Consider the following 22,485-nt stretch of genomic DNA (forward strand, 5'->3'; position numbering starts at 1 on the left):
CCTTTTTTTGCGGTGACAGTTGTTAAGGGAAACCGGGCACGGAACGAGGGGCTTCAGCCCCGCCGTGCCTGCGCCGGACCGGCCGCAAGGGCCGGCGCATGTCGACGCTTGCCCCACGGTGAAAGCGAAGAGGTACACGACGCCATAAAATTGCGACGCTCAATCGTTGGGTGCGCCAGCCCCCGGTCCGGCGCTGGCACGGCTCTTCGCATGAGGCCCCGGTCTATGTCCGCAAAAAAAGGGGGCCAACCGGCCCCCTCGCTAAATCCATACCATCCGGCGCGGAGCCCAGCTCACCCGGCCCGGAACTCCTCCAGAGCACCCATGCAGGCCTCCTCGTCGCCGGCCGCCAGCGCGGTCTCGGCACGGGCCAGCGCATCGCTCTGCTTCTTCGACAGTCCGCCCGCACCCTGCTGCGCCGCCGCGTCCTGACCGGAGGTCGCTATGTTCGACACATCCGTCTCAAGCGGTGTTTCGCTGCCATCCTTGGCGATCCCTTCGCCATCCGCACCCACCGCTTCAGCGCCGGACCCGTCACCGGTCTCAACCGCATCCGTGTCCAGCGGCGCCATGCTGCCATCCTTGGCAATCCCGGCCTCCGCGCCGCCCTGACCTGTCAGCCGCTCAAGCTCCGCCTCGCAGTCGGCCAGCGCCGGTGTTCCCAGTCCCAGGACGGACGCCAGTGCGACGGCTGCTGTCATTCCACGTTTCATGATCGCTCTCCTCCAGTGCTGTTGTGGTTGACGGCACAACCCGCACGGGCGGCCGTCCGTTCCACCGCCGCACCACCACCGGCAACACTCCGCCGGTCGGCCACCCGCAACCCACACGATCAATCACACACGCTCTCGAAGGCTTGACTGGTATTACCGGGGCCGGAGGGCTACCACTTGAAATCCGTGAGACAGGGATAATTCATGAGACTACCGACTTTTCTACTCGCGCTGTTGATCATGGCCGCACCACACATCACCCGCGCCCAGCAGCAAAACCTCATTCTTGTCGAACTGTTCACGAGCCAGGGCTGCTCGGCCTGTCCCCCGGCCGACGCGCTTCTGCCCGAGCTGGATGAGATGCCCGGCGTCCTCGCCCTCGCGTTCCACGTCGACTACTGGAACTACCTCGGCTGGAAGGACACCTTCTCCTCGCCGCAGAACTCCGCCCGGCAAAAGGCCTATTCCCACGCCCTTCACAAACGCTCGCTCTACACGCCCCAGGTTATCGTCCATGGCCGTGAGGCCATCGTCGGCCACAAGGCCCGCAAAATCGCCGACGCGCTCCAGCGCCAGATGCAGGCCAGCCCACGCATCATGATGGAAGCCAGCCGCGACGGCGGCATCCTCGTCGTTCGCATTGAACCCGTGGACGGCCCGCGCCCCGGCGCCGTCGACATTTCCGTGGTCCGCTACATGCCCTCGCAGGAGGTCGAAATCCGCCATGGCGAAAACGCCGGGCGCAGCTTCACCTACCACAACATCGTCTCCGACTGGGATGTTGTCGCACGCTGGGACGGGCGCGAACCGGTCGACCTGCGGTTCGAGGGCCTTGGCGATGAACCCGTCGCCGTCATCGCGCAGGAGGCCGACATGGGCCCCGTCCTGAGCGCGGCACGTCTGCCCTGATACAGGTCTCCAGCATAACGCCTTAGCTGTCAGGCAGGGGCAGCTTCTTCTCCCAGCGCCGATGCAGCCAGTAATACTGCCCCGGATGTGCGCGGATCCGCGCGGCCAGGCTGTCATTGACCCGCTGCATCATCTCGCGCGGCGTGCCCACCTCCACCGGCGGCTCCACCACGATCCGCACACTCACCCCATCGGGCTCGCGAATGCCGTAAACCGGGATGAGCGGCACATTGTATTTCAGCGCCAGATCTGCCGCCACAAACGAGGTCGGCGCGGGCTTTCCCAGGAAATCAATACGTTCCGAGCGTTTCTCGTACTGGTCCACCAGAATGCCCGCGATCCCACCCTTCGCCACATGGGCCACCAGCCCACGAAAGCCACGGCTCCCCTTCGGCAGAACCGGCTTGCCACCAAACTCCAGGTTGCGGTGATAGTAGGCGTTGAGCAGCGGATTGTCCGTGGGCCGGTAGATCCCGCCAACATTCACGCCGAGCGCCTTCAGCCAAACCCGGCTCGCCTCCCACTGCCCGAAATGCCCCCCGACCAGCAGAGCACCTGTCCCGTCCCGCGCCGCATCCAGGATCATCTGCGCCGCGTCTCCATCGGGCGCGATACAGGTGCCCTGACGGTGAAAATCGGGATTGTGCAGGATCTCAATCAGCGTTCGGCCAAAACTGTCACCGGTCTGCCCCGCGATCCGGTCGCGCGCGGCGCGGTCCAGCTCCGGCATGACATGGGCCAGGTTTGCCGCGATCCGGTCATGGAATTTGGGAATGCGCGTGACGGCCATCCGCCCGACACGACCCGCAATCGCGAGCCTCTGTCTGTAGGGCAGGGAACCCGTCAGCCCCAGGAAAGCACGCTGCGCTCCATAGGCCAGCCGATCGGTCAGGGGATTTCGGTTCTTCCTGCCCATGGCCTGATTCGGTCCCTGGAATAACGGGGCTTGAAAATGCGTCGGGCCCGGTGGTGTCCGCCCGCCAGGGCGGCCCGACCGGGCCCGTTCAATACATCCCGATCAGTTTTTGACCGGGTTGATCATCATTACCATCTGCCGGCCCTCAAGCTTCGGCATGGATTCGATCTTGCCAAGTTCCTCAAGATCGTCGGCCACCCGCTGCAACAGCTTCCGGCCAAGTTCCATATGCGCCATTTCCCGGCCGCGGAACCGGAGCGTGACCTTCACCTTGTCACCATTCTCCAGGAACTTCGTCACGTTACGCATCTTGACCTCGTAGTCATGCGTGTCCGTGTTCGGCCGGAACTTGATTTCCTTGACCTCGATGGTCTTCTGTTTCTTGCGGGCCTCGGATTCCTTTTTCTGCTGTTCGTATTTGAACTTGCCGAAATCCATGATTTTCGCGACGGGCGGCTTGGCGTTGGGTGAGATCTCAACGAGATCAAGACCGGCCTCAGCCGCCATTTCCATTGCGCGTTCAGGTGTGACCACTCCGACGTTTTCTCCCTCCGCGCCGATCAGTCTCAGTTCACTTGATCGGATCTTGTCATTTACGCGGGGTCCAGTGTCACGGGATGGCGGAGCGTTGTGTGGTCTGCGGGCTATGGCCTGGTATTCCTTTTGATTGTTAACCTTTAAGGTAATCCGGAGAAATCTCCCCGAACCGAAAGCGGTTTATATCCCATATTGGGCTCTTCGTGAAGATCGCAATAGGGCGTTACTGGCAGATTTCTGCCGTTCATCCGAATCCCACCGCCGAATTGTGCCGAATGACGGCGCCACCCTTGTAATGGTCCGACCCTGACATGACATGAGCGTCAGGGATCTCATGTCCCTGACATTGTGAAAAAAACGTACAGGAGTGGGAAATGGGACGGGTAATAGTTCTGCTGGTCGTGATTGTGGTCGCCTTCCTTGGCTACAGCTGGTTCACCGGCTCGGAAGATGCCCAGGAAGCGGTTGAACAGGCGGTCGAGGACACCTCGGAAGCCGTGGATTCGGCCGTGGAAGCGACTGATCAGGCCCTTGATGAGGCCACCGAAAGCACCGACACCACCGCAGAGGAAGCCGCCGAAAGCACTGAGGCCGCTGCTGAGGACGCCGCCGAGGCAACCGGCGCGGCCGTAGAGGACGCCGCCGAAAGCACCGAAGCCGCAGCTGAGGACGCGGCCGAGGCCACCGGCGCAGCTGTTGAAGATGCCGCCGCAAGCACCGAAGCCGCAGCTGAGGATGCTACTGAGGCCGCTGGCGCTGCCGCGGAGGACGCCGCCGAAGCCACGGAACAGGCCGTTGAGGATGCCGCTGACGCGACCGAGGAAGCCGTCGACGACACAACCAACAGCGCGAACTGATCCACGCTAATTGCGTTCCGGGCGGGTTCAACCGGCCCGGAACCGCCATGCCTCACTTCAGCGAGGCGCAGAACCGTCCGATGCGCTCGCAGGCATCCACCAGCACCTCATCGGCTTCCGCATAACTGATTCGGAAGTTCGGGCTGCACCCAAACGCACCGCCAAAGACCACCGCCACGCCTTCCGCGGCCAGCAGCGCCTTGGCGAAATCCTCATCCGTTTCAATCTTCGTGCCATCCGGCGCGGTCTTTCCGATCAGATCCGCAATCGACGGATAAACGTAAAACGCGCCCTCCGGAGTAGGGCACACAACCCCCTCACACCTGTTCAACAGGCCCACCACCAGGTCCCGCCGCCGCTCAAACGCCTTGCGGGAGGTCGGGATGTAGTCCTGCGGCCCCGTCAGCGCCTCCAGAGCCGCCCACTGGCTGATCGAGCAGGCATTGGAGGTCGACTGGCTCTGGATCGTCGTCATCGCCTTGATCAGTTCTTTCGGCCCACCGGCATAGCCAATCCGCCAGCCGGTCATCGCATAGGCCTTCGAGACACCGTTCATCGTCAACGTCCGGTCCATAAGCCCCGGTTCAACCGCGGCCGGGGTCGCAAACTCAAACGGCGCGTAGACGATGTGCTCGTAAATATCGTCCGACAGAAGCCACACATGCGGATGGCGCATCAGCACATCCGTAATGCCCTTCAGCTCCTCCCGCGAATACCCCGCTCCGGTCGGGTTGGACGGCGAATTGAAGATCAGCCATTTGGTTTTCGGCGTAATCGCCGCCTCAAGCTGATCCGGCGACATCTTGAAACCACTCTCAATTCCGGCCTCAACAATCACCGGCGTTCCACCGGCCAGCAGAACCATGTCCGGATAGCTCACCCAGTAGGGCGCGGGCACGATCACCTCGTCCCCGGGGTTAAGCGTCGCCATCAACGCGTTGTAAAGTATCTGTTTTCCGCCCGTCGAGACCAGAACCTGGTCCGGCGTGTAGGTCAGTCCGTTTTCCCGGTAGAATTTCTCACAAACCGCCTTGCGCAGTTCGATAATTCCATTTGGTGCGGTGTAGCGAGTCTTCCCGGAGGAAATCGCCGCAACCGCTGCCCGGCGCACATTATCGGGCGTATCGAAATCCGGCTCACCGGCGCTCAGGCCAATAATGTCGCGGCCTTCGGCCTTCAGTTCCCCGGCCAGAGCGGTCATGGCAACGGTGGGGGAGGCTTTGATCCGTGAAACGGCATCTGACAGGAAGGACATGGCAACTCCGGTTTGCATTGAACCGCCGCGTGTAATAGTGTCCGCGTCCCGCACAGGCAAGCGGAACCGGCTCCCGGAGGGCGATGAACATGGTATCGATGGATCCCGAACTCGACGATACGGCGGCAATCGACGACACGACCGTACCCCACGACTACTCGGACGAATCAAGTACGTTTGGCGACCGCCTCGTGCTCGCACGCGAAGCGCTCGGCCTGACCCAGAAACAGCTGGCCGGGCGTCTGGGCGTCAAACTGAAAACCCTCCGCCACTGGGAGGAGGACCGCGCCGAGCCGCGGGCCAACAAACTCATGATGCTCGCGGGCATGCTCAACGTCTCCATCGTCTGGCTGATGAGCGGCGACGGCGCGCAACCCGAGTTCGCCGACAGCATGACCGGAACCACCATCATGGACGCAATCACCGAACTGCGCCGTCTTCGGGCCGAGCAGGTGAGGGTGATGCAGAGGATGGAAATTCTTGAGAAACGCCTCGAGGAACTCCTGTGACGAACGGATATATTTACCGTTTGTTGTTCGTTTGTCTCTAATTCTGTGAAAAATACACGTAATGACTGAATCACCGGAACACCGACTGAAACGTCTGCGCATGCGCAGCTGGCGTCGGGGCACCAAGGAGATGGACCTGATTCTCGGTCCATTTGCTGATTCGGCCCTAAAAGAGCTTGATTCCATGGACCTGGACGCCTTCGAGGCGCTCCTCGTGGAGAACGATCAGGACCTCTATTCCTGGTTCAGCGGGCGCGCCCCGACCCCTGAACGGCATGTAAAAATTCTCGATTTTGTCCGCTCCCGGCACATTGGTGGATTATCCCGATAGAATAAGTGTCGGTTTTTAACCACTTGTATATTGTTTTGCCTGAGTGTCCGGCCAAGTACCGATTACCCGGAGAGACAATTATGAGTATGCATGCCGACGTAGGGCGTGTTCCGGAGCCCTCGCCGACAGAGGAATTCCTGGTCGCCTATCTGGATACCCTTTCCATGGTCGAGAGACTTCATCGGCTGCTGCTTGATGTCATCAAAGATGAGTTTGAACGCCTCGGGATCATTGACATCAACGCTGTGCAGGCGCTGCTTCTCTTTAACATTGGAGACAACGAGGTAACGGCCGGGGAACTCAAAACCCGCGGTTACTATCAGGGATCCAACGTGTCCTATAACCTTAAAAAGCTGGTCGAGTATGAATACATGCACCACCAGAAATGCGCCGTTGACCGTCGCGCGGTTCGTGTCCGCCTGACGGAAAAGGGCCAGAACGTCCGCAAAACCGTCGCTGAACTGTTCCAGCGCCATGCCGACGGAATTCTGAACCGCGAGGTCACCGGTGATATCCAGCTGAAGGACATCAACGCCAGCCTGCGGAAGATGGAGCGCTACTGGACGGACCAGATCCGCTACATCTACTGATCGGGGAATAGGGCAATTCGTGGATTTCCTTGGGAATTTCACGGATTGTCAGGTGGGAAAAAAGCGTCCGGGCACTAACCTGTCGTTAAAAAACATGATAGGATCATGAAAAAAGAAGAACCTTGACAGGGTTGATTCGATTGAAGGCGCGGACAGGCTAGAAACAAAAGGGGTCTCAGGGCGGATCCATGAGTACGCAGGAGATCAGTTCGGATATGGACGGGGGGCAGGCTTACGAGTTTGCCATCGGCGACGAGTTGCGCGGTGAGCGTGCGACCAAGGGCAAAACCCTCCTCGATGTTCAGCGCGACCTGAGAATTCAGGCCGCCTACATTTCCGCGATTGAGGATGGCGACATTGCTGCTTTCCCCAATCCCAGTTTCATTCCCGGCTACATCCGGTCCTATTCGCGCTATCTGTCGCTTGATCCGGACATGGTGTACCGCCGCTTCTGTGCCGAGCACGGCTTCACCGGCGGCAAGAAGGACACGCAGCCCGTAGCCGACAGCAAACCCGCGTCCGGGTCCCGCAAAAAGGCCGCTGAGCCGATTCCGTCCTTCCAGCCCAGGTTCCCGCTGGCTGAACAGAAACGCAGCGCCTTCGCCGACATTCAGGCCTCCGCCATCGGCTCGCTTCTGGTTCTGATCGCCCTTGTCGGTGCGCTCGGCTATGGCGGCTGGGCCGTCCTCCAGAACATCCAGCGCGTGCAGTTTGCCCCGGTCGAGGAGGTTCCGATGGCCGTGGCCGAGGTCACGCCGCTCGAAACGCCCGGCGAGACGGAGGAGGGTCTGGAACCCACCCTCGTCGATCTCGCAAGTCCCGTGACAACCACCAACCTGGCCGATCTCTACCGCCGTCAGGAGCTTGAGGTCCCGCTCATCGCCCGCCGCGACGGCCCCATCGCAGCAATCAATCCCGACGCCATCGCGCCGCTCAAAATGCGCGTAACGCCCCAACCCGCCGTGCAGCAGGTCACCGAGGCACCCTCCACCGAGGCGGTCTCGCCCGCGGTCATCGTCGCCAAACTCCTCGAGGAGGAGAAAGCCGCCGCCACCGCACCCGTTGATGCTGTCGCAACCGCGGCACCCGTGCGCGTGACCGTCATCGCCGAACGTGCCGCCTGGGTCCGCGTCTATCTCGAAAACGGCACCGTGATCTTTGAACAGATCCTTGAGAAGGGTGAGAGCTACACACCGCCCGAAGGCGTCGGCGCACCGCTTATCTGGGCCGGCAACTCCGGCTCCGTTTATGTGCGCCTCGGCGACGAACTGCACGGCCCTCTCGGCCTCGGCACCCGCGCCGTCCGCGACGTGGCGCTCGACCCGGTTTCCATCTCCGAGACCTATCCGGCCCTCGAACAGATCCCCGGCGTCCTCTCCCAGGCCATGCGCACCCTGCCGGACGGCACCACCATCCAGTAGGCGGATGGGGGGGCGGACGTCCCGGTCAGACGCCGCCCATCAACACATCAACCGCCCGTGTGATCCTGTCGGCCTGATCCGCAACATTACCCACGCGCCGCAATGCGAACCTGTGCACCGCCGCAATCAGACGGGTGGCAAGAACGTATTCCGTTTCGCCATGTTCAATTACCGGGTTCAGATACCGCACCGCCGGATATCCCTGTAACAACGGGACCACCACTACAGCCGGATCAGGCGGCAGAAGATCGCTCTCAACGACAACCATCAAAACGCCGCGATACTCCGCGACGTCATGGCGTTTCAGCTCTTCCACGTAACATCACCGGGCGACGCGATAATCTCCGCCAGCGGGTGACCGTTCCGCCCGTGCCATTCCGCCTGCGCCGCGAAGGCTTCCGCGTTTTCCTCAAGCCACGCTCTGCGCTTTGCCTCGCCAACCGCCGCCACGAGCGCCGCCTCCGTAACCCTTGAGACGTTGATGCCAAGCGCCCTGGCCTCGTCCAGTGTTGCCGCGTCCAGCGTCAGGGATGTCTTCCGTTTCACAGCTGTCATGGCGCGCCTCCAAATTATACCGTACATTTATACCGCAAATCTACGCGCCCAACAATCCTCTCGACCCCCTCACAATTCCCTGACCGGCACATCCCCGCAGGGCGCGGAAATCAACCGTGACTCCTGGGGTCCGTTCCACTAGACATCCCCCAAAAGCAGGCAGTTTGCGAAACGGACGTCATGTCACACAATCCCATTCGACCCTGGCGAAACATCGACCGGCGCCCCTCGCGTCAGATCCATGTGGGCAATGTCCCCGTGGGCGGCGGCGCGCCGATCAGCGTCCAGACCATGACCAACACGCCCACCACGGATATTCCCGCAACCATCGCCCAGGTCCAGGCCTGTGCCGAGGCGGGCGCGGACATCGTGCGCGTCTCCGTCCCCGACGAGGCCTCAAGTAAGGCGCTCAAGGAAATCGTGCGCGAAAGCCCAGTCCCGATCGTGGCCGACATCCACTTCCACTACAAACGCGGCATCGAGGCGGCGGAGGCGGGCGCGGCCTGTCTGCGCATCAACCCCGGCAATATCGGCACGCCCGAACGCGTGCGCGAGGTCATCCAGGCCGCCCGCGACCACAACTGCTCCATGCGCATCGGCGTCAATGCCGGATCGCTTGAACGCCACCTGCTGGAAAAATACGGCGAGCCATGCCCCGACGCGATGGTCGAAAGCGGCCTCGACCATATCCGCATTCTGGAAGACAATGATTTCAGGGAGTTCAAGATCAGCGTTAAGGCATCGGATGTGTTCCTCGCCGCCGCCGCCTACCAGGCCCTGGCCGAGGCGACCGACGCTCCGATACACCTTGGCATCACCGAGGCCGGATCACTGTCTTCCGGCACCGTCAAATCCGCCGTCGGCCTTGGCAACCTCCTGTGGATGGGCATTGGCGACACCATCCGCGTCAGCCTCTCCGCTGATCCGGTGGAAGAGGTCCGCGTCGGCTACGAGATCCTTAAATCCCTCGGCCTGCGCCACCGCGGCGTCAACATCATCTCCTGCCCCTCCTGCGCGCGGCAGGGGTTTGACGTGATCAAAACCGTGGAAGTCCTCGAAAAACGTCTCGAACACATCAAGACACCCATGAGCCTCTCCATCATCGGCTGCGTCGTCAACGGCCCCGGCGAGGCACTGATGACCGATGTGGGCTTTACCGGCGGCGGTGCCGGCTCCGGCATGGTCTATCTCGCGGGCAAACAGCACCACAAACTCGGCAACGAGGGCATGATCGACCACATCGTCGAACTCGTCGAAACCCGCGCCTCTGAGATCGAATCCGAAAAATCGGAAGAAGCGATACCGGAGCACGCCGCCGAATGATCCTCTTTCTGCGCGTCCTTGGCTGGATCATCGTCTTCGCCATTATCGCCGTTGTGGGCTTCTCCCTCTACGTGCGCACCGCCGACACCGACCCAGACCGCTGGCATGTCGACCCGCTCACCGCGCCATCCACCGGCAACCCCAACTCCTGGCGGCTGGTGCCAGAGGGCATGGACGCGCCCGAGCCCGATGCCGTGGCCCCGGTCTACGCGGTCGAGCCCGCAACCCTCAGTGACCGCTTTGCCTCCTGGATCAGCGACCGCAACGGCACCCGCCTCTTGGCCCAATCCGACGACGGCCTCTGGATGACCTGGGAGGAACGCTCCCGCCTGATGGGCTATCCCGACTACATCTCCGTGCGCTTTATGGCGGCGGACGAGGGCGGGTCCACCATGGCGGTCTTCTCACGCTCCCGCTACGGAAAGTCAGATCTTGGAGTAAACGCGGCCCGCGGCGATGCCCTGCTTGAGGCTCTCAAGGATATCGAGCGGCCCGGGTGACACTTCCGAGGACAGACACCCGGTCTTCAGTTCCCGCCACATCGGATTGTTGAGCGACATCTCACAGCGCGCCAGAAATGCGCGCCCGTCCACATGCAGACAGATCACCGCGCCCATCTCCACACGGCTCCCCGTCTGATCGGTACAGTAACAGTCAGCCGCCCCCGCCTGCCGCGCACCTCCCGCAACCGCCAGGACAACCGCCACACCCATGAAAACCGATCGGACCATACCGCATGGTATCACGGATCCGGTCAATTTTCGACGTGTTTGAACAATCGGCCCCAAAGCCCCCCGGGCCCAGGGCCATCGTGCTCAGGCGTGGCGCCAAGGCCTGACCGACCCGGCGCACCGCCCTCATCAGAACCTCCAGCGAAGACCCGCAAGGGTCGAGCTGGAGTCCTGGTAGTCCACACCACCGTCGCCGTCGAATTCATAGGACGCGAACCCTGCATAGGCCTCGATGTTGTGCGCATCGAAATTCTGCGTGACCTGCAGCCCCCAGGCATCCGAGGATGATCCGTCGTTCTGGAAATCCGAACCGCTGTAGTAGTCGGCTGAAAACGCCGTGGACCCGACCGGGGTGAAATCCGTGATCCAGCCGGCCTTGATGTAACAGTAGTCACCGCCATCCGGATCACCACCCAGCGCGAACGTGCCGTTCAGGCCCGTACCGCCATGCAGAACCGAAACCGACCCGGCATAACGCTCGGTGGTGTCCCCGTCGCTGTCCTTCCAGGCGTAACCGGCCCCGGCCGACACCTCGAAGCTGCCATAGTCGTTGCTGTAGAACGCGCCGATGTCATAATACTCGCTGTCATCGCCGCTGGTGAGAATTTCCTCACCGTAAGCAGCCGCCAGTTTGAACCCGCCGAAGGTCGGCGTGTCATAGCGGATACGGCCCCGGCGTCCGCCGTCGAAGTCGCTGTAAACATCGCCAAGTGCGATGTCCGACAGATCCCCGCCATCCTCACGGAACAGGTAGCTGCCTGCGGTATCCGACGTGGTCACGGTGCTGACCATGGTGGTGCCGGACTTGTCGATCGTCGCGACCCCGTCCGAGGCCATGCTGCCCTGACCGAAGCTGATCGACCCCCAGGACAGCGAGTCCCAGACGATGTCGACCTTACGCAGTTTGGTTTTGTCCCACTCCCAGTCCGGGGAGCTGTCCTGGCTGAACGCGCTCGTCTGGGGCAGTCCAACCGCCGTTTCGAAGTTGAACTTCAGAACCGAACTCGCAAGTTCCCGCTCCAGCCAGAAACCAACCCGGGTGTTGGAGTGGGCGTTGTCGGCCAGCTCATTCGACGTCTCGTCGCCGTCATCATAGCCCAGATAGGTCGGACTGACCTGGCCGTAAAACGTCACGGAGCCGGTTTCGTTCGAGTATGTCTGCGCCAGGACCGGGCTGCCAAGCATGGCCAGCACGGGCAGGGCGGTCGCCGTCATTAAATGTCTCATTGGTGTCTCCATCAGTTGTGCGCAAATTGCCGCACGTCCCTCCAGTCAGACAGCAACGGTGATCCCCCTCCAGGTCATCGCCGCCGATGAATGAGGCGTCCACGGGGGCGCACCCGCATGGAACACGCCTCATGCGATCACTTTAACGAAACCGGTGACAAATTTAAGATGCTGGAAAAAACTTCGCCTGGCCCTGGAAATATGTGGCTTCCAAGGCACAGACGGATCAGGGCGGATTTATTCGACCGGTTCGATTTCACCCGGACGCCAACTGCCGTCAAACCACGGCTCCAGGGGGCCATAGAGGCGCATGATCGTGTTCCACCCCTTGCCGGGCACGGTTTGAAGCCAGTTGCTCTCCCAACCTTCCGGCGCTTCCGGCCCAAAATAGATATCGGTCGTTCCATCCTCATTTTGCACCACGCCGGGCGTGTTGCTGCCAATCGCCGGGTAGCGCGCATCGGTTTGCAGCATCGACCGGGTCTGGTTGTCATAGAGCGTGAAGGACCAGAACTTTTCCGCCGGCGGATTGGCGGGCACCGTCATTTTGTAGCTCCTGCCGCCGTCCAGCGCATCGCCATTCGCATCGCGATAGGTAAAGGCGTATTGCGATCCCTTGCCCACGACCTTGAGCGCCATGGCGGGCGAAATACCGGTGGCGTAAAAATGGAACGCCGAGCGGAAATCCTGCCGCGTTATTCCGTCAATTACCCAGGTATAGGCCCCGCCCGGGAAGGCGTTCTGCCAGTAGCTTTCGCCCGGATACCAGTAGGCCAGGTCATCGCGCGGTTTGGAAATCAGGGTTTTCACCGTCACCGCACCTGCTGACGCCGCCTTCTCCAGAATTTCGCTCATCCGCTCATCCGGCTCAAACGGCTCACCCTTGCGAATGCCCACCGCCGCCAGACGCCCCAGCAGTTCCGGCTCCTCACCCGTCAGCGGCTCGGCCTGGATCACGGTGTTAATTTCCTCGAACATCCGCGCGTCCATCGCGTGGATGGTGTTGAACTCCACGCCGGACACGTCGACAAAATTCATCTCCGGCGGGGCATCCGCCTGGGACAGGGGATAGAGTTTGAACATCTCCTGGGTCTGCTGGATCGCCACATCCGTCGATCCGTCCGCATCCGCAAACCCGCGCCACAGAACCCAGTTTCCAAAGGTGCTGGGCCGCACCACGGCGGTGTAGCCGTCCTCCGATACCTCACCCTCAAATCCTGGCGGAATGATGAGGAACTTCCCACCCTGACCCTCATCCGGGCCGAGGTTTCCGAAATCCGTCACGTATTTGAACCAGGCATCATTGATGAGACCCAGCACGTTCGGCGGTGTCTCCATCACCATCGGCTCGTCCCCAAGCTGAAGCCACAGCGTCTGGTAAACGCTCGTCGTGTTCGCCGTCAGGAACAGCGTCCGCGAATCCATGAACTCCGCAAACTGCAAAACGGTTGTATTGGCCGGCCCCTGGCTCAGGAGCCCGCGCCGCATCGCATCCATCGACGCGATCTTCAGCCCGTCGAGATAGGCCACATAGGCATTGGTGAAGTCATAGAGGCTGTAAACCTTACCGGTCGTATCCGCATCCGGCACCCCGTCGAAGAAATTCAGGTCGCCCAGCTGCGTCTCGATATTATCCGGCGTGGTGATGCCATCGGGAATATCCGTCGTCATGGCCATCTGCGCCGCGCCCGGCCCCGACATGACCATAAGCGCCATGACCATCCCGGTCAGGCAGTGATTCAGTCTACGCATTCTTGGCTCCCTGTATCAGTTGGCTTTTGTGGTATTTCCCCTGCTGACCGCCCCCGTCCTGATGACGGCCGTCGCGTCAAACGGATAGAGCGTCGAAAACCAGATCCGGCTCACCGCCTCCAAAACCTCCGCCTTCGGCGCCTTGTCCGGCGTGCCAAACGCGTGGATCAGAATTCCCGCATCCATCCGGTTCAGCGCCCGCGCCACCGGCAGCGGGTCAAACTCCGGCGTGATCCCCGCCGCCTGGTCATTCGCAATCCGCGCCGCGACCACCTCATCAAACGACGCGATAAACGCCTCCCATACGTTCTCCAGCCGCTCATCATTCGGGGCCGCATCATCGACCGCCTTCAAAATCGCCCCGTGCTCCCAGCCCATCTCGATCAGCGACGCGAGGCTCTTTCGCAACTCCTCCTGCGGATCGCCCTCATTCGACAGCCAGGGCCGCGCGCCCTCGACGATCCCCACCTTCACCTCGTCGAGCAGCGCCTCCATCAGCCCGTGCAGATCGTTAAAGTAGAGATAAAACGTCGCCCGGCTCAGCCTGGTCCGTTTCATCAGACTCCCGACCGTCAGCTCCCGAAAGGGGCGCGTCTGCAAAAACTCATGCCCGGCATCCATGATCGCGGATTTCGTCACGGCCGCCTTGCCCGGCGTCATGGTCCGGGTGGTCCTGGTTCCAGGTGGTTTCGATTCTTCTGACATGGCGTCAGTTTTACTGACACGGTGTCAGAAATCCACTCACTTTTTTGCCTGACCTTTCCCTGGTCACGGCGGGGTAGGGGCGGGGTCCGCGCCCCTCGGGACCCCGGTTTCCCCAGCAATCTGCGCCAAAAAAGACAAAACCCCGTGCAATCTGTGCCATTTGACTCACAATCTGTGCCACTTCTCTGTCAATCTGCGCCACTTGCGGTACCGTTTGTGCCACTTTCCGGCCCCAAATGCGCCGCCCGGCACGCTCTCCCACTTGACCCTGCGCCCCTGATCGAAGAAACCCCGCCCATGGTGCCATTGGAAAAACTGGATCAGATCCGTAACCGTTACGGCTTTATTGAGGCGCAGCTCAACGAGGGCGCGGCCGTGGCCGATCTTGCGGCGATCTCAAAGGAATATTCAGAACTCAAGCCGGTCGTTGACCAGATTGATCAGTATTTTTCCCTTTTAAAAGAAAAGGATGAGGCCGAACGCATGCTCTCCGACCCGGAGATGCGCGACCTCGCCAAAGAGGAGCTCGAACGCATTTCCGGCGAGCTTCCCGACGCCGAACACGCCGTCCGCCTCTGCCTTTTGCCGAAGGACGCCGCCGACGAACGCTCCGCCATCCTCGAAATCCGCGCCGGAACCGGCGGCGACGAGGCCGCGCTCTTCGCTGGTGATCTCGCCCGCATGTACCAGAGACTGGCCGAAAACCAGGGCTGGAAGTGGCAGATTATGGAGGAAACTCAAAGTGTTCTGGGCGGTATCCGCGAACTAGTAGTCCAGATCAATGGCCGCGGCGTCTATGCCCGCATGAAATTCGAATCCGGCGTCCACCGAGTTCAGCGCGTCCCCGTCACCGAAAGCGGCGGCCGCATCCACACCTCCGCCGCCACCGTCGCCGTGCTGCCCGAAGCCGAGGAAGTCGACATCGACATCCCCGCCACCGACATCCGCATCGACACCATGCGGGCCTCCGGGGCCGGCGGCCAGCACGTCAACACCACCGACAGTGCGGTGCGTATCACCCACTTACCCACTGGAATCGTTGTAACTTCTTCCGAGAAGTCGCAGCATCAGAACCGCGCCAACGCCATGAACGTGCTCCGCGCGCGTCTCTATGATGCCGAGCGTCAGCGCCTCGACGACGAGCGTGCCGCCGACCGCAAGGGCCAGGTCGGCTCCGGCGACAGGTCCGAGCGCATCCGCACCTACAACTTCCCGCAGGGCAGGGTGACGGACCACCGCATCGGCCTCACGCTCTACAAACTCGACCAGATTATCCAAGGCGATCTCGACGAGATCATCGACGCCCTCATCGAGGCGGACCAGGCGAGCCAACTCGCTGAAATGGAAGGATGAATCCCCGCACCGTCCGCGATGCGCTCGTCGCCGCGACGGGCCGCCTGGCGGGTGCGGGCATTGGCGATCCCGGCCGTGACGCGCGCATTCTGACCGCCGCCGCGCTCGAAATTTCCCCCGACCGGTTGACGCTCGCCATGCCGGATCCCATATCAATCGAAACCGAAAAACGTCTCGAAACCATGATCGACCGCCGTATGCGCCACCAGCCGGTGTCGCAGATCACCGGTCGACGCGGATTTTGGGGGCGGGATTTCAGGGTCACACCCGATGTGCTCGACCCGCGCCCGGAAACCGAAACGCTCATTGCCCTGGCTCTTGATGGCCCAACGCCGGACGGGATCCTTGATCTTGGCACCGGAACCGGAGCCATCCTGTTGACTTTGTTGGCGGAATTTCCTTCGGCCCACGGGGTCGGAGCGGATGTCAGCCCCAGGGCGCTCGAGGTTGCCCGTGCAAATGCGCGCGATCTGGGCCTGGAGGACCGTGTGGATTTCGTGCAGTCCGACTGGACCGCGGAAGTCACCGGATCCTTTGACCTGATCGTCTGCAATCCGCCCTACATACCGCAGGCCGCGGTCGAAAACCTGATGCCGGACGTTCGCAACTGGGAACCGCATCTGGCCCTGACACCCGGCGAAAGCGGCCTGGAGGATTATCAGGCGATTGCGGCGCAACTGGAAGGTGTTATGAGCCCCCGCTCCAGAGCTCTTTTCGAGTTCGGCGAGGGCCAGGCCCCTGATGTTGCTTCAATATTTAAAAACGCGGGATTTGAACGGGTTGAAATACACCGGGACATGGACGAAAGGGAAAGAGTTGCTGAAATCTTGCTTAAATTCTGACAATTGACACGGGTTTTACCCTTGTCATCCCGCGAAAGCAGGTTATAGACTGCTTTTATTCCGTAGACAGAATGAAATTCATCTCGTTCGACAGTACGGTTCCAGAAAGTGCAATGACGCTTCATGCTACGGGCCCTGTCCGCGATGGACGGCCGAATTAGCAAGGCTAAGCCAAAAAAAGATGGCGGAAACTCCTTAGTATGAGACCACAAAACAAGTCGCGTTCGCGAAACAAGAACAACAACGGCAACAATCAGCGCCGTAACGCCGGAAATACGATCAACCGCGTGTTCGACAGCGCCGGTCCGGATGGCAAGGTTCGCGGAACGCCACAGCAGATTATTGATAAATATCAGGTTTTGGCCCGCGACGCGCAGCTGTCCGGTGACCGTGTGGCTGCCGAGAGTTTTCTTCAGCACTCAGAGCACTACTCCCGTCTGCTTGGGCAGGCCATGCAGCAGCAGCAGGAACAGCGCCAGGCGCAGGAAGCGCAGCGCGAGGAACAGCAGCAGCGTGAAAACCAGCGTCGCGAGGAACAGCAGCGCAACCAGAACAACGCGAAATCGAACCAGAACGATCAGCCGTCGAGGGATCCGGAAGCTATTGAAAGCACTCCGCAAACCGGCACTGAAGGTTCCGGCCTGACCATGATCGACACCTCCGACGACGCCCAGGACAGCGGTCCGGTTGAGACGCCGGAATCGAGCCGCAAACCGCGCAAGCGGACCCGCGCCTCGGCGCCTGCTCCCGAGGCGGAAGCGCCAGTTGAGGCCAATGGCAGTGCGGCTGAAACGCCCGAGGCCAACGGAACGGCCAAAAACGGTGTTGAGGCGAATGGTGCCGAGGCCGCTCCGGCCAAACCGGCCCGCAAGCCCCGTGCCAAGCGCAAGCCGAAGGCGGAACCGGTTGTTGAGGCAGCACCCGCATCCGATGCCGGTGCGACACCGCAGGCTCCTGAATAATAAAGAAATTCTGACGTCTGGAGCATTCCGCTCCGGATGATCAGGCGCGCCCTTCCGCGGCGTCCACAGCCCGCGACAGCGCACAAAACGCCTCCAGCGAAACGCGCTCGGCCCGCTCCGTCGGTTTGATCCCGGCCGCGTTCAGAATGTCCTCCACATCCGGCCTCAGGGCCTTGAGCGAGGAGCGCAGCATCTTACGGCGTTGATTAAAAGCCATGCCCACAACCCGCGACAATGTCCGGGCATCCGCCTCAAAGGGCTGTTTTTCAAGGGCTTGCAGATGCACCACCGCGCTTTTGACCTTTGGCGGCGGCGTGAACGCCTGCGGCGGCAGTTCCATGACAATCTTCGGCCGCGTCCGGAACTGAGAGAGAACCGCCAGCCGGCCATAGGCCTTGCCCCCCGGCTGCGCCACGATCCTCTGCGCGACCTCGAGCTGGAACATGAGCGTCAGACTGTCCCAGAACGGCGGCCAGACCTCCGGCGTCAGCCAGCGGACCAGCAGTTCCGTGCCGATATTGTAGGGAAGGTTGGCCGCGATGCGGATGGGCGGCGTCAGATGGGGCAGGGGGTCGATCTCAAGCGCATCCCCGTGCAGCACCGTCAAACGCCCCGGATACGCCTCCTGAACCTGCTCAAGCGCCGCCAGACACCGTTCATCCCGTTCAATTGCCACAACATTCCGCGCGCCTTCCATCAGCAGTCCGCGCGTAAGGCCCCCCGGTCCGGGTCCGATTTCCAGCACATCCGAATTGGCAATATCCCCGGCCCGCCGGGCGATTTTGGCGGTAAGGTTGAGGTCGAGCAAAAAGTTCTGTCCCAGTGATTTCCGCGCACTCAGCCCATGTTCCCGGATAACCTCGGACAGCGACGGCAGGTCCACTTCGCCGTTCCCGGTCATGCCGCCGCCCCGGCTCTGCGCTGGCCAAGCTCGAAGGCGAGGCGCAACGCGGCAATGAGGCTCGACGGGTTGGCCTGGTTTTTACCCGCCAGGGCATAGGCCGTCCCGTGGTCCGGTGACGTGCGGACCATGCCCAAACCCAGCGTGACGTTGACACCGCCGTCAAAATCCAGCGCCTTGATGGGGATCAGGGCCTGATCGTGATACATGCAGACGGCAGTGTCATAGGTCGCGCGCGCGGCCGTGTGAAACAGCGTATCCGCGGACAGCGGCCCTTTTAGATCCATGCCCTCGCCACGCAGACGGTCGAGAACCGGCGCGATCAGGTCGATCTCCTCCCGCCCCATGGTGCCGTTTTCACCCGCATGAGGGTTGAGCCCGGCCACGGCGATGCGGGGTTTCGCGATGCCAAAATCGGAAATCAGACCGGCATGGGTGGTCCAGATGGTGTTTTCGAGCAGTTCCGGCGTCAGAACCTTTGGCACGTCCACAAGCGCCTCATGGATGGTCACCGGCACGACCCGCAGGAGGGTCGAGGCCAGCATCATCACCGGCGTCTCAACACCGCAGAGATGCCCGAGAAATTCGGTATGACCGGGGAAGCCGAAGCCCGCATCCGATTTCAGAACATGTTTGCTGATCGGGTTCGTGCAAACGGCGCAGGCCTCGCCGGAATTGGTCAGGGTGACGGCGCGTTCGATGATCTCCACCACGCCGGGCGCATTGGCCGGATCGGGCGACCCGGGCACCGCTTCCCTAGGCAGGTGGTGATGCAAAACGGGCAGGCCGGTGGGGTCTCCCTCACCAATTTGGCCCAGTTCCTCAATGGGTTGAACGCGCGATCCCATCCGATCGGCGATGACGCGCATGTGGTCAACGCTGCCGATCAGGAAGAACGGCACCCGGCCTTTCAGGGCCTCCCAGGCCGCGATGGCGATTTCCCCGCCAATCCCGGACGGGTCGCCAAGTGTCAGGGCAACGGGTTTCATGGCCGCTGTATCAGGGCGTCAGCCTCAAGTTCCTGGAGGTAGCCCTCGCCATAGGCCTCGATCCGCTCGGAGAAGAGCTGCAGCCGGATGGCCTCCCGCCGGTCAAACTCCGTGACCGTCGGGTCCTCCTGGGGGCGTTCCTTCTTCACGTCAATCAGTTTGATGATGGCCAGGCCGCCGGAAATCGGAACCGGACCGGTGTTCTGGCCAGGCTCCAGCCCCTCGATGCGGGCGCGCATGGCCGGTGGCATGGAGGCGGCTGGAACCGGGTCGATGGCACCGCCGTTGCGTGCGCTGCTCGACCGGCTGAACTGGCGGGCCGCAGCCTCGAAATTTGCACCCTGGCGCAGTTCCTCGGCCAGCTGTGTCGCGAGCTCGATCGTGGCGCTTTCGCCGCGCTCCTCGTAGGGCAGGGCAATCTCACCCAGGTAGTAGACGTCCACAAGCCGGTTGCGCGCGGCGGCCAGGGCCGCGTCGACCTCCTCCTCGGTCGGCGTGGCGCGGTCGCGGAAGCGCGCGCCGATGATTTCGCGCCAGACGAGACCGGACTCGACAAAGTCGTTCATGGCCTGCCGGTCGATGCCGCGCTCGTCCAGGATGTTGAACACGTCGTCGAGTGTCATGCCGCGTGCCGCACCAAACTCCTCGACACCCGCGAGAATGGCATCCTCGGGCAGTTCCAGACCGAGGGATTCCGCCGCGTCGATCTTCAGCTGGTCCTCGGTCAACTGCGTCATGGCAAGCTCGTCCACGTCGCCCTGCGCGCCCAGTGCCTCCAGCAGCAGAATGCGCTGGTCCACATCATGCTGCGTGATGACGTTACCGTTGATCGTCAGGACGGGTGAATACGGACCGGCCGCCAAGCCACCCGACGGGCCGGCAAGAAGTATCACGGTCACGAATGCCAACCAGGCAGTACGCATTGTTGTTCCCTCTTGTAACCCTCCGGTCATCCCGGGAGGGCACAGGCCCTGGAAGGCCACTCGTTACTTCCGTCATCGCCAAGCCCTGCCAGATTCAGACTGAAGCTGATCGATGTCGAGGCCGGCACATTAGCGGATGATGTATAGCGGCGCGAGACGGAAAGGTCGAATTCGGCACATTCATTGCCGTAGGTGATCCCGGCCCCGGCCCGCAGGTTCTCCTTGGTCGCAACGTCATAGCGCCATTCACCGCTGACTTCCCAGTTGGGATGGAAGCGGTGGCTGGCCTCGAAATTGAACTCGTTGATCTCGGGCTGAAAGCCCAGAGCCTCGTTGCTGTCATCCTCGGCGAGGTAGGTATAGCCGACCTCCATGTCGGTCTTGTCGCTCTCAAGCCCGAGGGCAAACTCGTTGCGGCGCACGTCGAACTGCTTGTTGAACAAAGCACGGTTCGTGATTCGCATGCCCGTCTCGAAATCAAGCGAAACCGCACCTACGAAATCGGACCAGCGCCCCGCAAGGCCTGTACCGGTGGCAAAGCCGGTTTCCGGCTCGTCGCGAATAACGCGACCAAACGTCATGCCAAGGTGCCAGCCATCGGGGTCGTAGCGGTTGTATTTGACGCCCACGTTGGCGCGCAGACCGGTCTCAACCCGGTCGCGGCCCGGATAACGGTTTGTGGAGAACAGGTTCAGCTCGTCGAATTCCGGAAGCAGACTGTCCTCGTCGGGCAGGTTGGAGCTTCCGAGTGCGTCGGAATAGATGATCTGGGTGATCGGTTCGATCACATGCTGGGCGGCGGCGGTGGATTTCAGCAGGGGCAGGCGGAAATCGAAGGCGATCATGGGCACCACACGCCCCTTCATGCCGTCGTCAATCGTGTCGTCATTCCAGGTCTGATAGATGTCGACCTCACCTGACGCGGTCACGGATGTGAGCAGGCCGGGGCCCAAAACCCCGTCCATGCGCCAGTCGAGACCGCCGCCGCCCCGGATCATGTCGAGGCCCATGCGTCGCTGGATGCCAAGAGCGTTGGCATCGGCCGAGAACAGCCCGCCGATACCGTCGAGCCGGAAGTTGCGGTTGTACTGGAACTCCGGCAGCACGAAGGGAACGGTGCCGGTTTCCTCGTTTTCGCGCAGGCTTTGGAACCCGATTGTGCTCAGGCGGACGTAGTCGTCTTTTCGGACGCGGTAGACCTGCGCCACGCTCGTGAGGCGGTCGCTGTCGGAATAGTCGAACTGTTGCAGGAAGCTGTCATCACTTGCGAGATTGATGTCGAAATCCGACACAAACCCCTGTTGATGCGCAAAATTTCCGTTCAGATCGACCGCGCCACGAAACTCTCCGCCCATGCCGTCGCGCACGGCCAGAACACCGCCGAGGTCGATCGATCCGTTCACAAACCTGCGCCTGTATTCCGCCTCCAGAAGGGCCGCGCCCGTGGTGGTGACGAAGGGTGTCGCGGTCAGGTCCGCGGAGTCGCCGAGCACAAAGTAATAGGGCAGTTTGATGCCGGTGCCGTAGATGTCGCTGTCGCGGTAGTTTGGCTGTAGGAACCCGTTGGCGCGGTCAACGGTCGGGTCGGGTACGCTGATGCCCGGGAAATACCCCACGGGAACGCCCAGAAGCTCGAATGTCGCGTCCTCGAAATAGATGCGCTGCTTGAGTTCGTCTGCCGTGATCCGGGCGGCCCGGATCGACCAGGTTGGGGTGGGATCGGTCTCGCAGATGACACAGGAACTCGCGACCGTGTTGTGCAGGGTCGTGAAGCGGTCGTCGTTGCGCTGCAACTCGGACGAGGCGACCTGAAGGCGCCCGGAGATCAGAAGCTGCGCGCCATTGATGAGACCGTCGCCAAGATCGGGGGAGAGCACCACGCTGTCTGCCAGGAACACGCTGCCCCCGGGTTCGGTCAGGGTGACGTTGCCGCTTGCCGTTACCTCCTCGGCGGCCTCGTCGTAGCGGATGGTATCGGCGCTCAGGACCTTGCCCTGGTAGAGAACCTCAACATTGCCCGTCGCGGTCAGCTGGCCCGTGTCCTGATCGAAACTGACATTGTCGGCCACCAGGCTCACCGGTGTCGTGTCAGCCTGAACCACCGGATCGACGGGCAGCGTGAGCAGCAGGGCCGCGAGAAGGACTGAGGATCGGTTCAATGGTGGCCCCAACGGAAAACTTCAT

General features: G+C 61.8%; 25 protein-coding genes. 11 read left to right on the top strand and 14 right to left on the bottom strand.

Annotation, left to right across the window (positions count from 1 at the left end):
• Positions 1 to 293 precede the first annotated feature (293 nt).
• Positions 294 to 713 carry a hypothetical protein gene (locus tag ACP15P_RS15320; RefSeq protein ID WP_424929329.1) on the bottom strand — a complete coding sequence of 140 codons (420 nt, stop codon included), beginning with the start codon at positions 711 to 713 and terminating at the stop codon, positions 294 to 296.
• Between the two features lie 204 nt (positions 714 to 917).
• Between ACP15P_RS15320 and ACP15P_RS15325 the strand changes: the two genes are divergently transcribed.
• Entirely contained in the window at positions 918 to 1,622 is a 705-nt protein-coding gene (locus ACP15P_RS15325) for a DUF1223 domain-containing protein (RefSeq protein ID WP_424929330.1), read from the top strand.
• A gap of 22 nt (positions 1,623 to 1,644) precedes the next feature.
• Here the strand turns inward: ACP15P_RS15325 and ACP15P_RS15330 are convergent, their stop codons facing one another.
• Both ACP15P_RS15330 and infC read right to left on the bottom strand, forming a co-directional pair.
• Positions 1,645 to 2,538, bottom strand: a complete 894-nt coding sequence (locus ACP15P_RS15330) for a lysophospholipid acyltransferase family protein (RefSeq protein WP_424929331.1) — start codon at positions 2,536 to 2,538, stop codon at positions 1,645 to 1,647.
• A gap of 102 nt (positions 2,539 to 2,640) precedes the next feature.
• Positions 2,641 to 3,225, bottom strand: a complete 585-nt coding sequence (gene infC / locus ACP15P_RS15335; protein WP_481736475.1) for a translation initiation factor IF-3 — start codon at positions 3,223 to 3,225, stop codon at positions 2,641 to 2,643.
• A gap of 224 nt (positions 3,226 to 3,449) precedes the next feature.
• Between infC and ACP15P_RS15340 the strand changes: the two genes are divergently transcribed.
• Positions 3,450 to 3,932 carry a hypothetical protein gene (locus ACP15P_RS15340; protein ID WP_424929332.1) on the top strand — a complete coding sequence of 161 codons (483 nt, stop codon included), beginning with the start codon at positions 3,450 to 3,452 and terminating at the stop codon, positions 3,930 to 3,932.
• 52 nt (positions 3,933 to 3,984) lie between these two features.
• Here ACP15P_RS15340 and ACP15P_RS15345 read toward each other — a convergent pair whose 3' ends face one another.
• Positions 3,985 to 5,187 carry a pyridoxal phosphate-dependent aminotransferase gene (locus ACP15P_RS15345; protein WP_424929333.1) on the bottom strand — a complete coding sequence of 401 codons (1,203 nt, stop codon included), beginning with the start codon at positions 5,185 to 5,187 and terminating at the stop codon, positions 3,985 to 3,987.
• A 98-nt stretch (positions 5,188 to 5,285) separates the two neighbouring features.
• On the opposite strand from ACP15P_RS15345, the gene ACP15P_RS15350 reads away from it, so the two are divergent.
• From ACP15P_RS15350 to ACP15P_RS15365, 4 genes are all read left to right on the top strand, one after another.
• Complete coding sequence (locus ACP15P_RS15350) at positions 5,286 to 5,696, top strand: helix-turn-helix domain-containing protein (protein WP_424929382.1); 411 nt, start codon at positions 5,286 to 5,288, stop codon at positions 5,694 to 5,696.
• A gap of 61 nt (positions 5,697 to 5,757) precedes the next feature.
• A complete protein-coding gene (locus ACP15P_RS15355; RefSeq protein WP_424929334.1) occupies positions 5,758 to 6,027 on the top strand; it encodes an FAD assembly factor SdhE in 270 nt (89 codons plus the stop codon).
• An 80-nt stretch (positions 6,028 to 6,107) separates the two neighbouring features.
• Positions 6,108 to 6,617, top strand: a complete 510-nt coding sequence (locus tag ACP15P_RS15360) for a MarR family winged helix-turn-helix transcriptional regulator (RefSeq protein ID WP_424929335.1) — start codon at positions 6,108 to 6,110, stop codon at positions 6,615 to 6,617.
• A 188-nt stretch (positions 6,618 to 6,805) separates the two neighbouring features.
• A complete protein-coding gene (locus tag ACP15P_RS15365; protein ID WP_424929336.1) occupies positions 6,806 to 8,038 on the top strand; it encodes a helix-turn-helix domain-containing protein in 1,233 nt (410 codons plus the stop codon).
• Between the two features lie 25 nt (positions 8,039 to 8,063).
• Here the strand turns inward: ACP15P_RS15365 and ACP15P_RS15370 are convergent, their stop codons facing one another.
• Both ACP15P_RS15370 and ACP15P_RS15375 read right to left on the bottom strand, forming a co-directional pair.
• On the bottom strand, positions 8,064 to 8,354 hold the full coding sequence (locus tag ACP15P_RS15370) for a CcdB family protein (protein WP_424929337.1): 291 nt from the start codon (positions 8,352 to 8,354) through the stop codon (positions 8,064 to 8,066).
• Complete coding sequence (locus ACP15P_RS15375; protein ID WP_424929338.1) at positions 8,342 to 8,593, bottom strand: type II toxin-antitoxin system CcdA family antitoxin; 252 nt, start codon at positions 8,591 to 8,593, stop codon at positions 8,342 to 8,344. The genes ACP15P_RS15370 and ACP15P_RS15375 overlap by 13 nt, the downstream gene beginning before the upstream one ends.
• Before the next feature lie 180 nt (positions 8,594 to 8,773).
• Here ACP15P_RS15375 and ispG point away from each other — a divergent pair, with 180 nt between their 5' ends.
• Entirely contained in the window at positions 8,774 to 9,916 is a 1,143-nt protein-coding gene (gene ispG / locus ACP15P_RS15380; protein ID WP_424929339.1) for a flavodoxin-dependent (E)-4-hydroxy-3-methylbut-2-enyl-diphosphate synthase, read from the top strand.
• Positions 9,913 to 10,416 carry a DUF1499 domain-containing protein gene (locus ACP15P_RS15385; protein WP_424929340.1) on the top strand — a complete coding sequence of 168 codons (504 nt, stop codon included), beginning with the start codon at positions 9,913 to 9,915 and terminating at the stop codon, positions 10,414 to 10,416. Before ispG ends, ACP15P_RS15385 begins: the two co-directional genes overlap by 4 nt.
• On the opposite strand, the gene ACP15P_RS15390 is transcribed toward ACP15P_RS15385, so the two are convergent.
• The 4 genes from ACP15P_RS15390 to ACP15P_RS15405 all read right to left on the bottom strand — a co-directional run bounded on the left by ACP15P_RS15390 (position 10,342) and on the right by ACP15P_RS15405 (position 14,286).
• Positions 10,342 to 10,647, bottom strand: a complete 306-nt coding sequence (locus ACP15P_RS15390) for a hypothetical protein (protein ID WP_424929341.1) — start codon at positions 10,645 to 10,647, stop codon at positions 10,342 to 10,344. The two genes, ACP15P_RS15385 and ACP15P_RS15390, sit on opposite strands and share 75 nt — an antisense overlap.
• Before the next feature lie 129 nt (positions 10,648 to 10,776).
• Positions 10,777 to 11,874 (bottom strand): porin, encoded by a 1,098-nt coding sequence (locus tag ACP15P_RS15395; RefSeq protein WP_424929342.1) that lies wholly within the window; start codon positions 11,872 to 11,874, stop codon positions 10,777 to 10,779.
• Between the two features lie 237 nt (positions 11,875 to 12,111).
• A complete protein-coding gene (locus tag ACP15P_RS15400; RefSeq protein WP_424929343.1) occupies positions 12,112 to 13,626 on the bottom strand; it encodes a DUF1254 domain-containing protein in 1,515 nt (504 codons plus the stop codon).
• Between the two features lie 15 nt (positions 13,627 to 13,641).
• A complete protein-coding gene (locus tag ACP15P_RS15405; RefSeq protein WP_424929344.1) occupies positions 13,642 to 14,286 on the bottom strand; it encodes a TetR/AcrR family transcriptional regulator in 645 nt (214 codons plus the stop codon).
• Positions 14,287 to 14,628: 342 nt separating this feature from the next.
• Between ACP15P_RS15405 and prfA the strand changes: the two genes are divergently transcribed.
• The 3 genes from prfA to ACP15P_RS15420 all read left to right on the top strand — a co-directional run bounded on the left by prfA (position 14,629) and on the right by ACP15P_RS15420 (position 17,488).
• On the top strand, positions 14,629 to 15,684 hold the full coding sequence (prfA, locus tag ACP15P_RS15410; RefSeq protein WP_424929345.1) for a peptide chain release factor 1: 1,056 nt from the start codon (positions 14,629 to 14,631) through the stop codon (positions 15,682 to 15,684).
• A complete protein-coding gene (gene prmC / locus ACP15P_RS15415) occupies positions 15,681 to 16,526 on the top strand; it encodes a peptide chain release factor N(5)-glutamine methyltransferase (RefSeq protein ID WP_424929346.1) in 846 nt (281 codons plus the stop codon). The genes prfA and prmC overlap by 4 nt, the downstream gene beginning before the upstream one ends.
• A 200-nt stretch (positions 16,527 to 16,726) precedes the next feature.
• Positions 16,727 to 17,488: a DUF4167 domain-containing protein gene (locus ACP15P_RS15420; RefSeq protein WP_424929347.1), complete on the top strand. Its 762-nt coding sequence runs from the start codon at positions 16,727 to 16,729 to the stop codon at positions 17,486 to 17,488.
• Positions 17,489 to 17,528: 40 nt separating this feature from the next.
• Here the strand turns inward: ACP15P_RS15420 and rsmA are convergent, their stop codons facing one another.
• The 4 genes from rsmA to ACP15P_RS15440 are packed head-to-tail and all read right to left on the bottom strand — an operon-like array spanning position 17,529 to position 22,460.
• The gene (rsmA, locus tag ACP15P_RS15425) at positions 17,529 to 18,389 is read right to left on the bottom strand and encodes a 16S rRNA (adenine(1518)-N(6)/adenine(1519)-N(6))-dimethyltransferase RsmA (protein WP_424929348.1); all 861 of its coding nucleotides are present in this window, start codon (positions 18,387 to 18,389) and stop codon (positions 17,529 to 17,531) included.
• A complete protein-coding gene (gene pdxA, locus ACP15P_RS15430; RefSeq protein ID WP_424929349.1) occupies positions 18,386 to 19,378 on the bottom strand; it encodes a 4-hydroxythreonine-4-phosphate dehydrogenase PdxA in 993 nt (330 codons plus the stop codon). The genes rsmA and pdxA overlap by 4 nt, the downstream gene beginning before the upstream one ends.
• On the bottom strand, positions 19,375 to 20,301 hold the full coding sequence (locus ACP15P_RS15435) for a peptidylprolyl isomerase (protein ID WP_424929350.1): 927 nt from the start codon (positions 20,299 to 20,301) through the stop codon (positions 19,375 to 19,377). The genes pdxA and ACP15P_RS15435 overlap by 4 nt, the downstream gene beginning before the upstream one ends.
• A 26-nt stretch (positions 20,302 to 20,327) precedes the next feature.
• A complete protein-coding gene (locus tag ACP15P_RS15440; RefSeq protein WP_424929351.1) occupies positions 20,328 to 22,460 on the bottom strand; it encodes an LPS-assembly protein LptD in 2,133 nt (710 codons plus the stop codon).
• Positions 22,461 to 22,485: the final 25 nt, after the last annotated feature.

Source organism: Amaricoccus tamworthensis (assembly GCF_049800875.1).
Lineage (GTDB): Bacteria > Pseudomonadota > Alphaproteobacteria > Rhodobacterales > Rhodobacteraceae > Amaricoccus > Amaricoccus tamworthensis.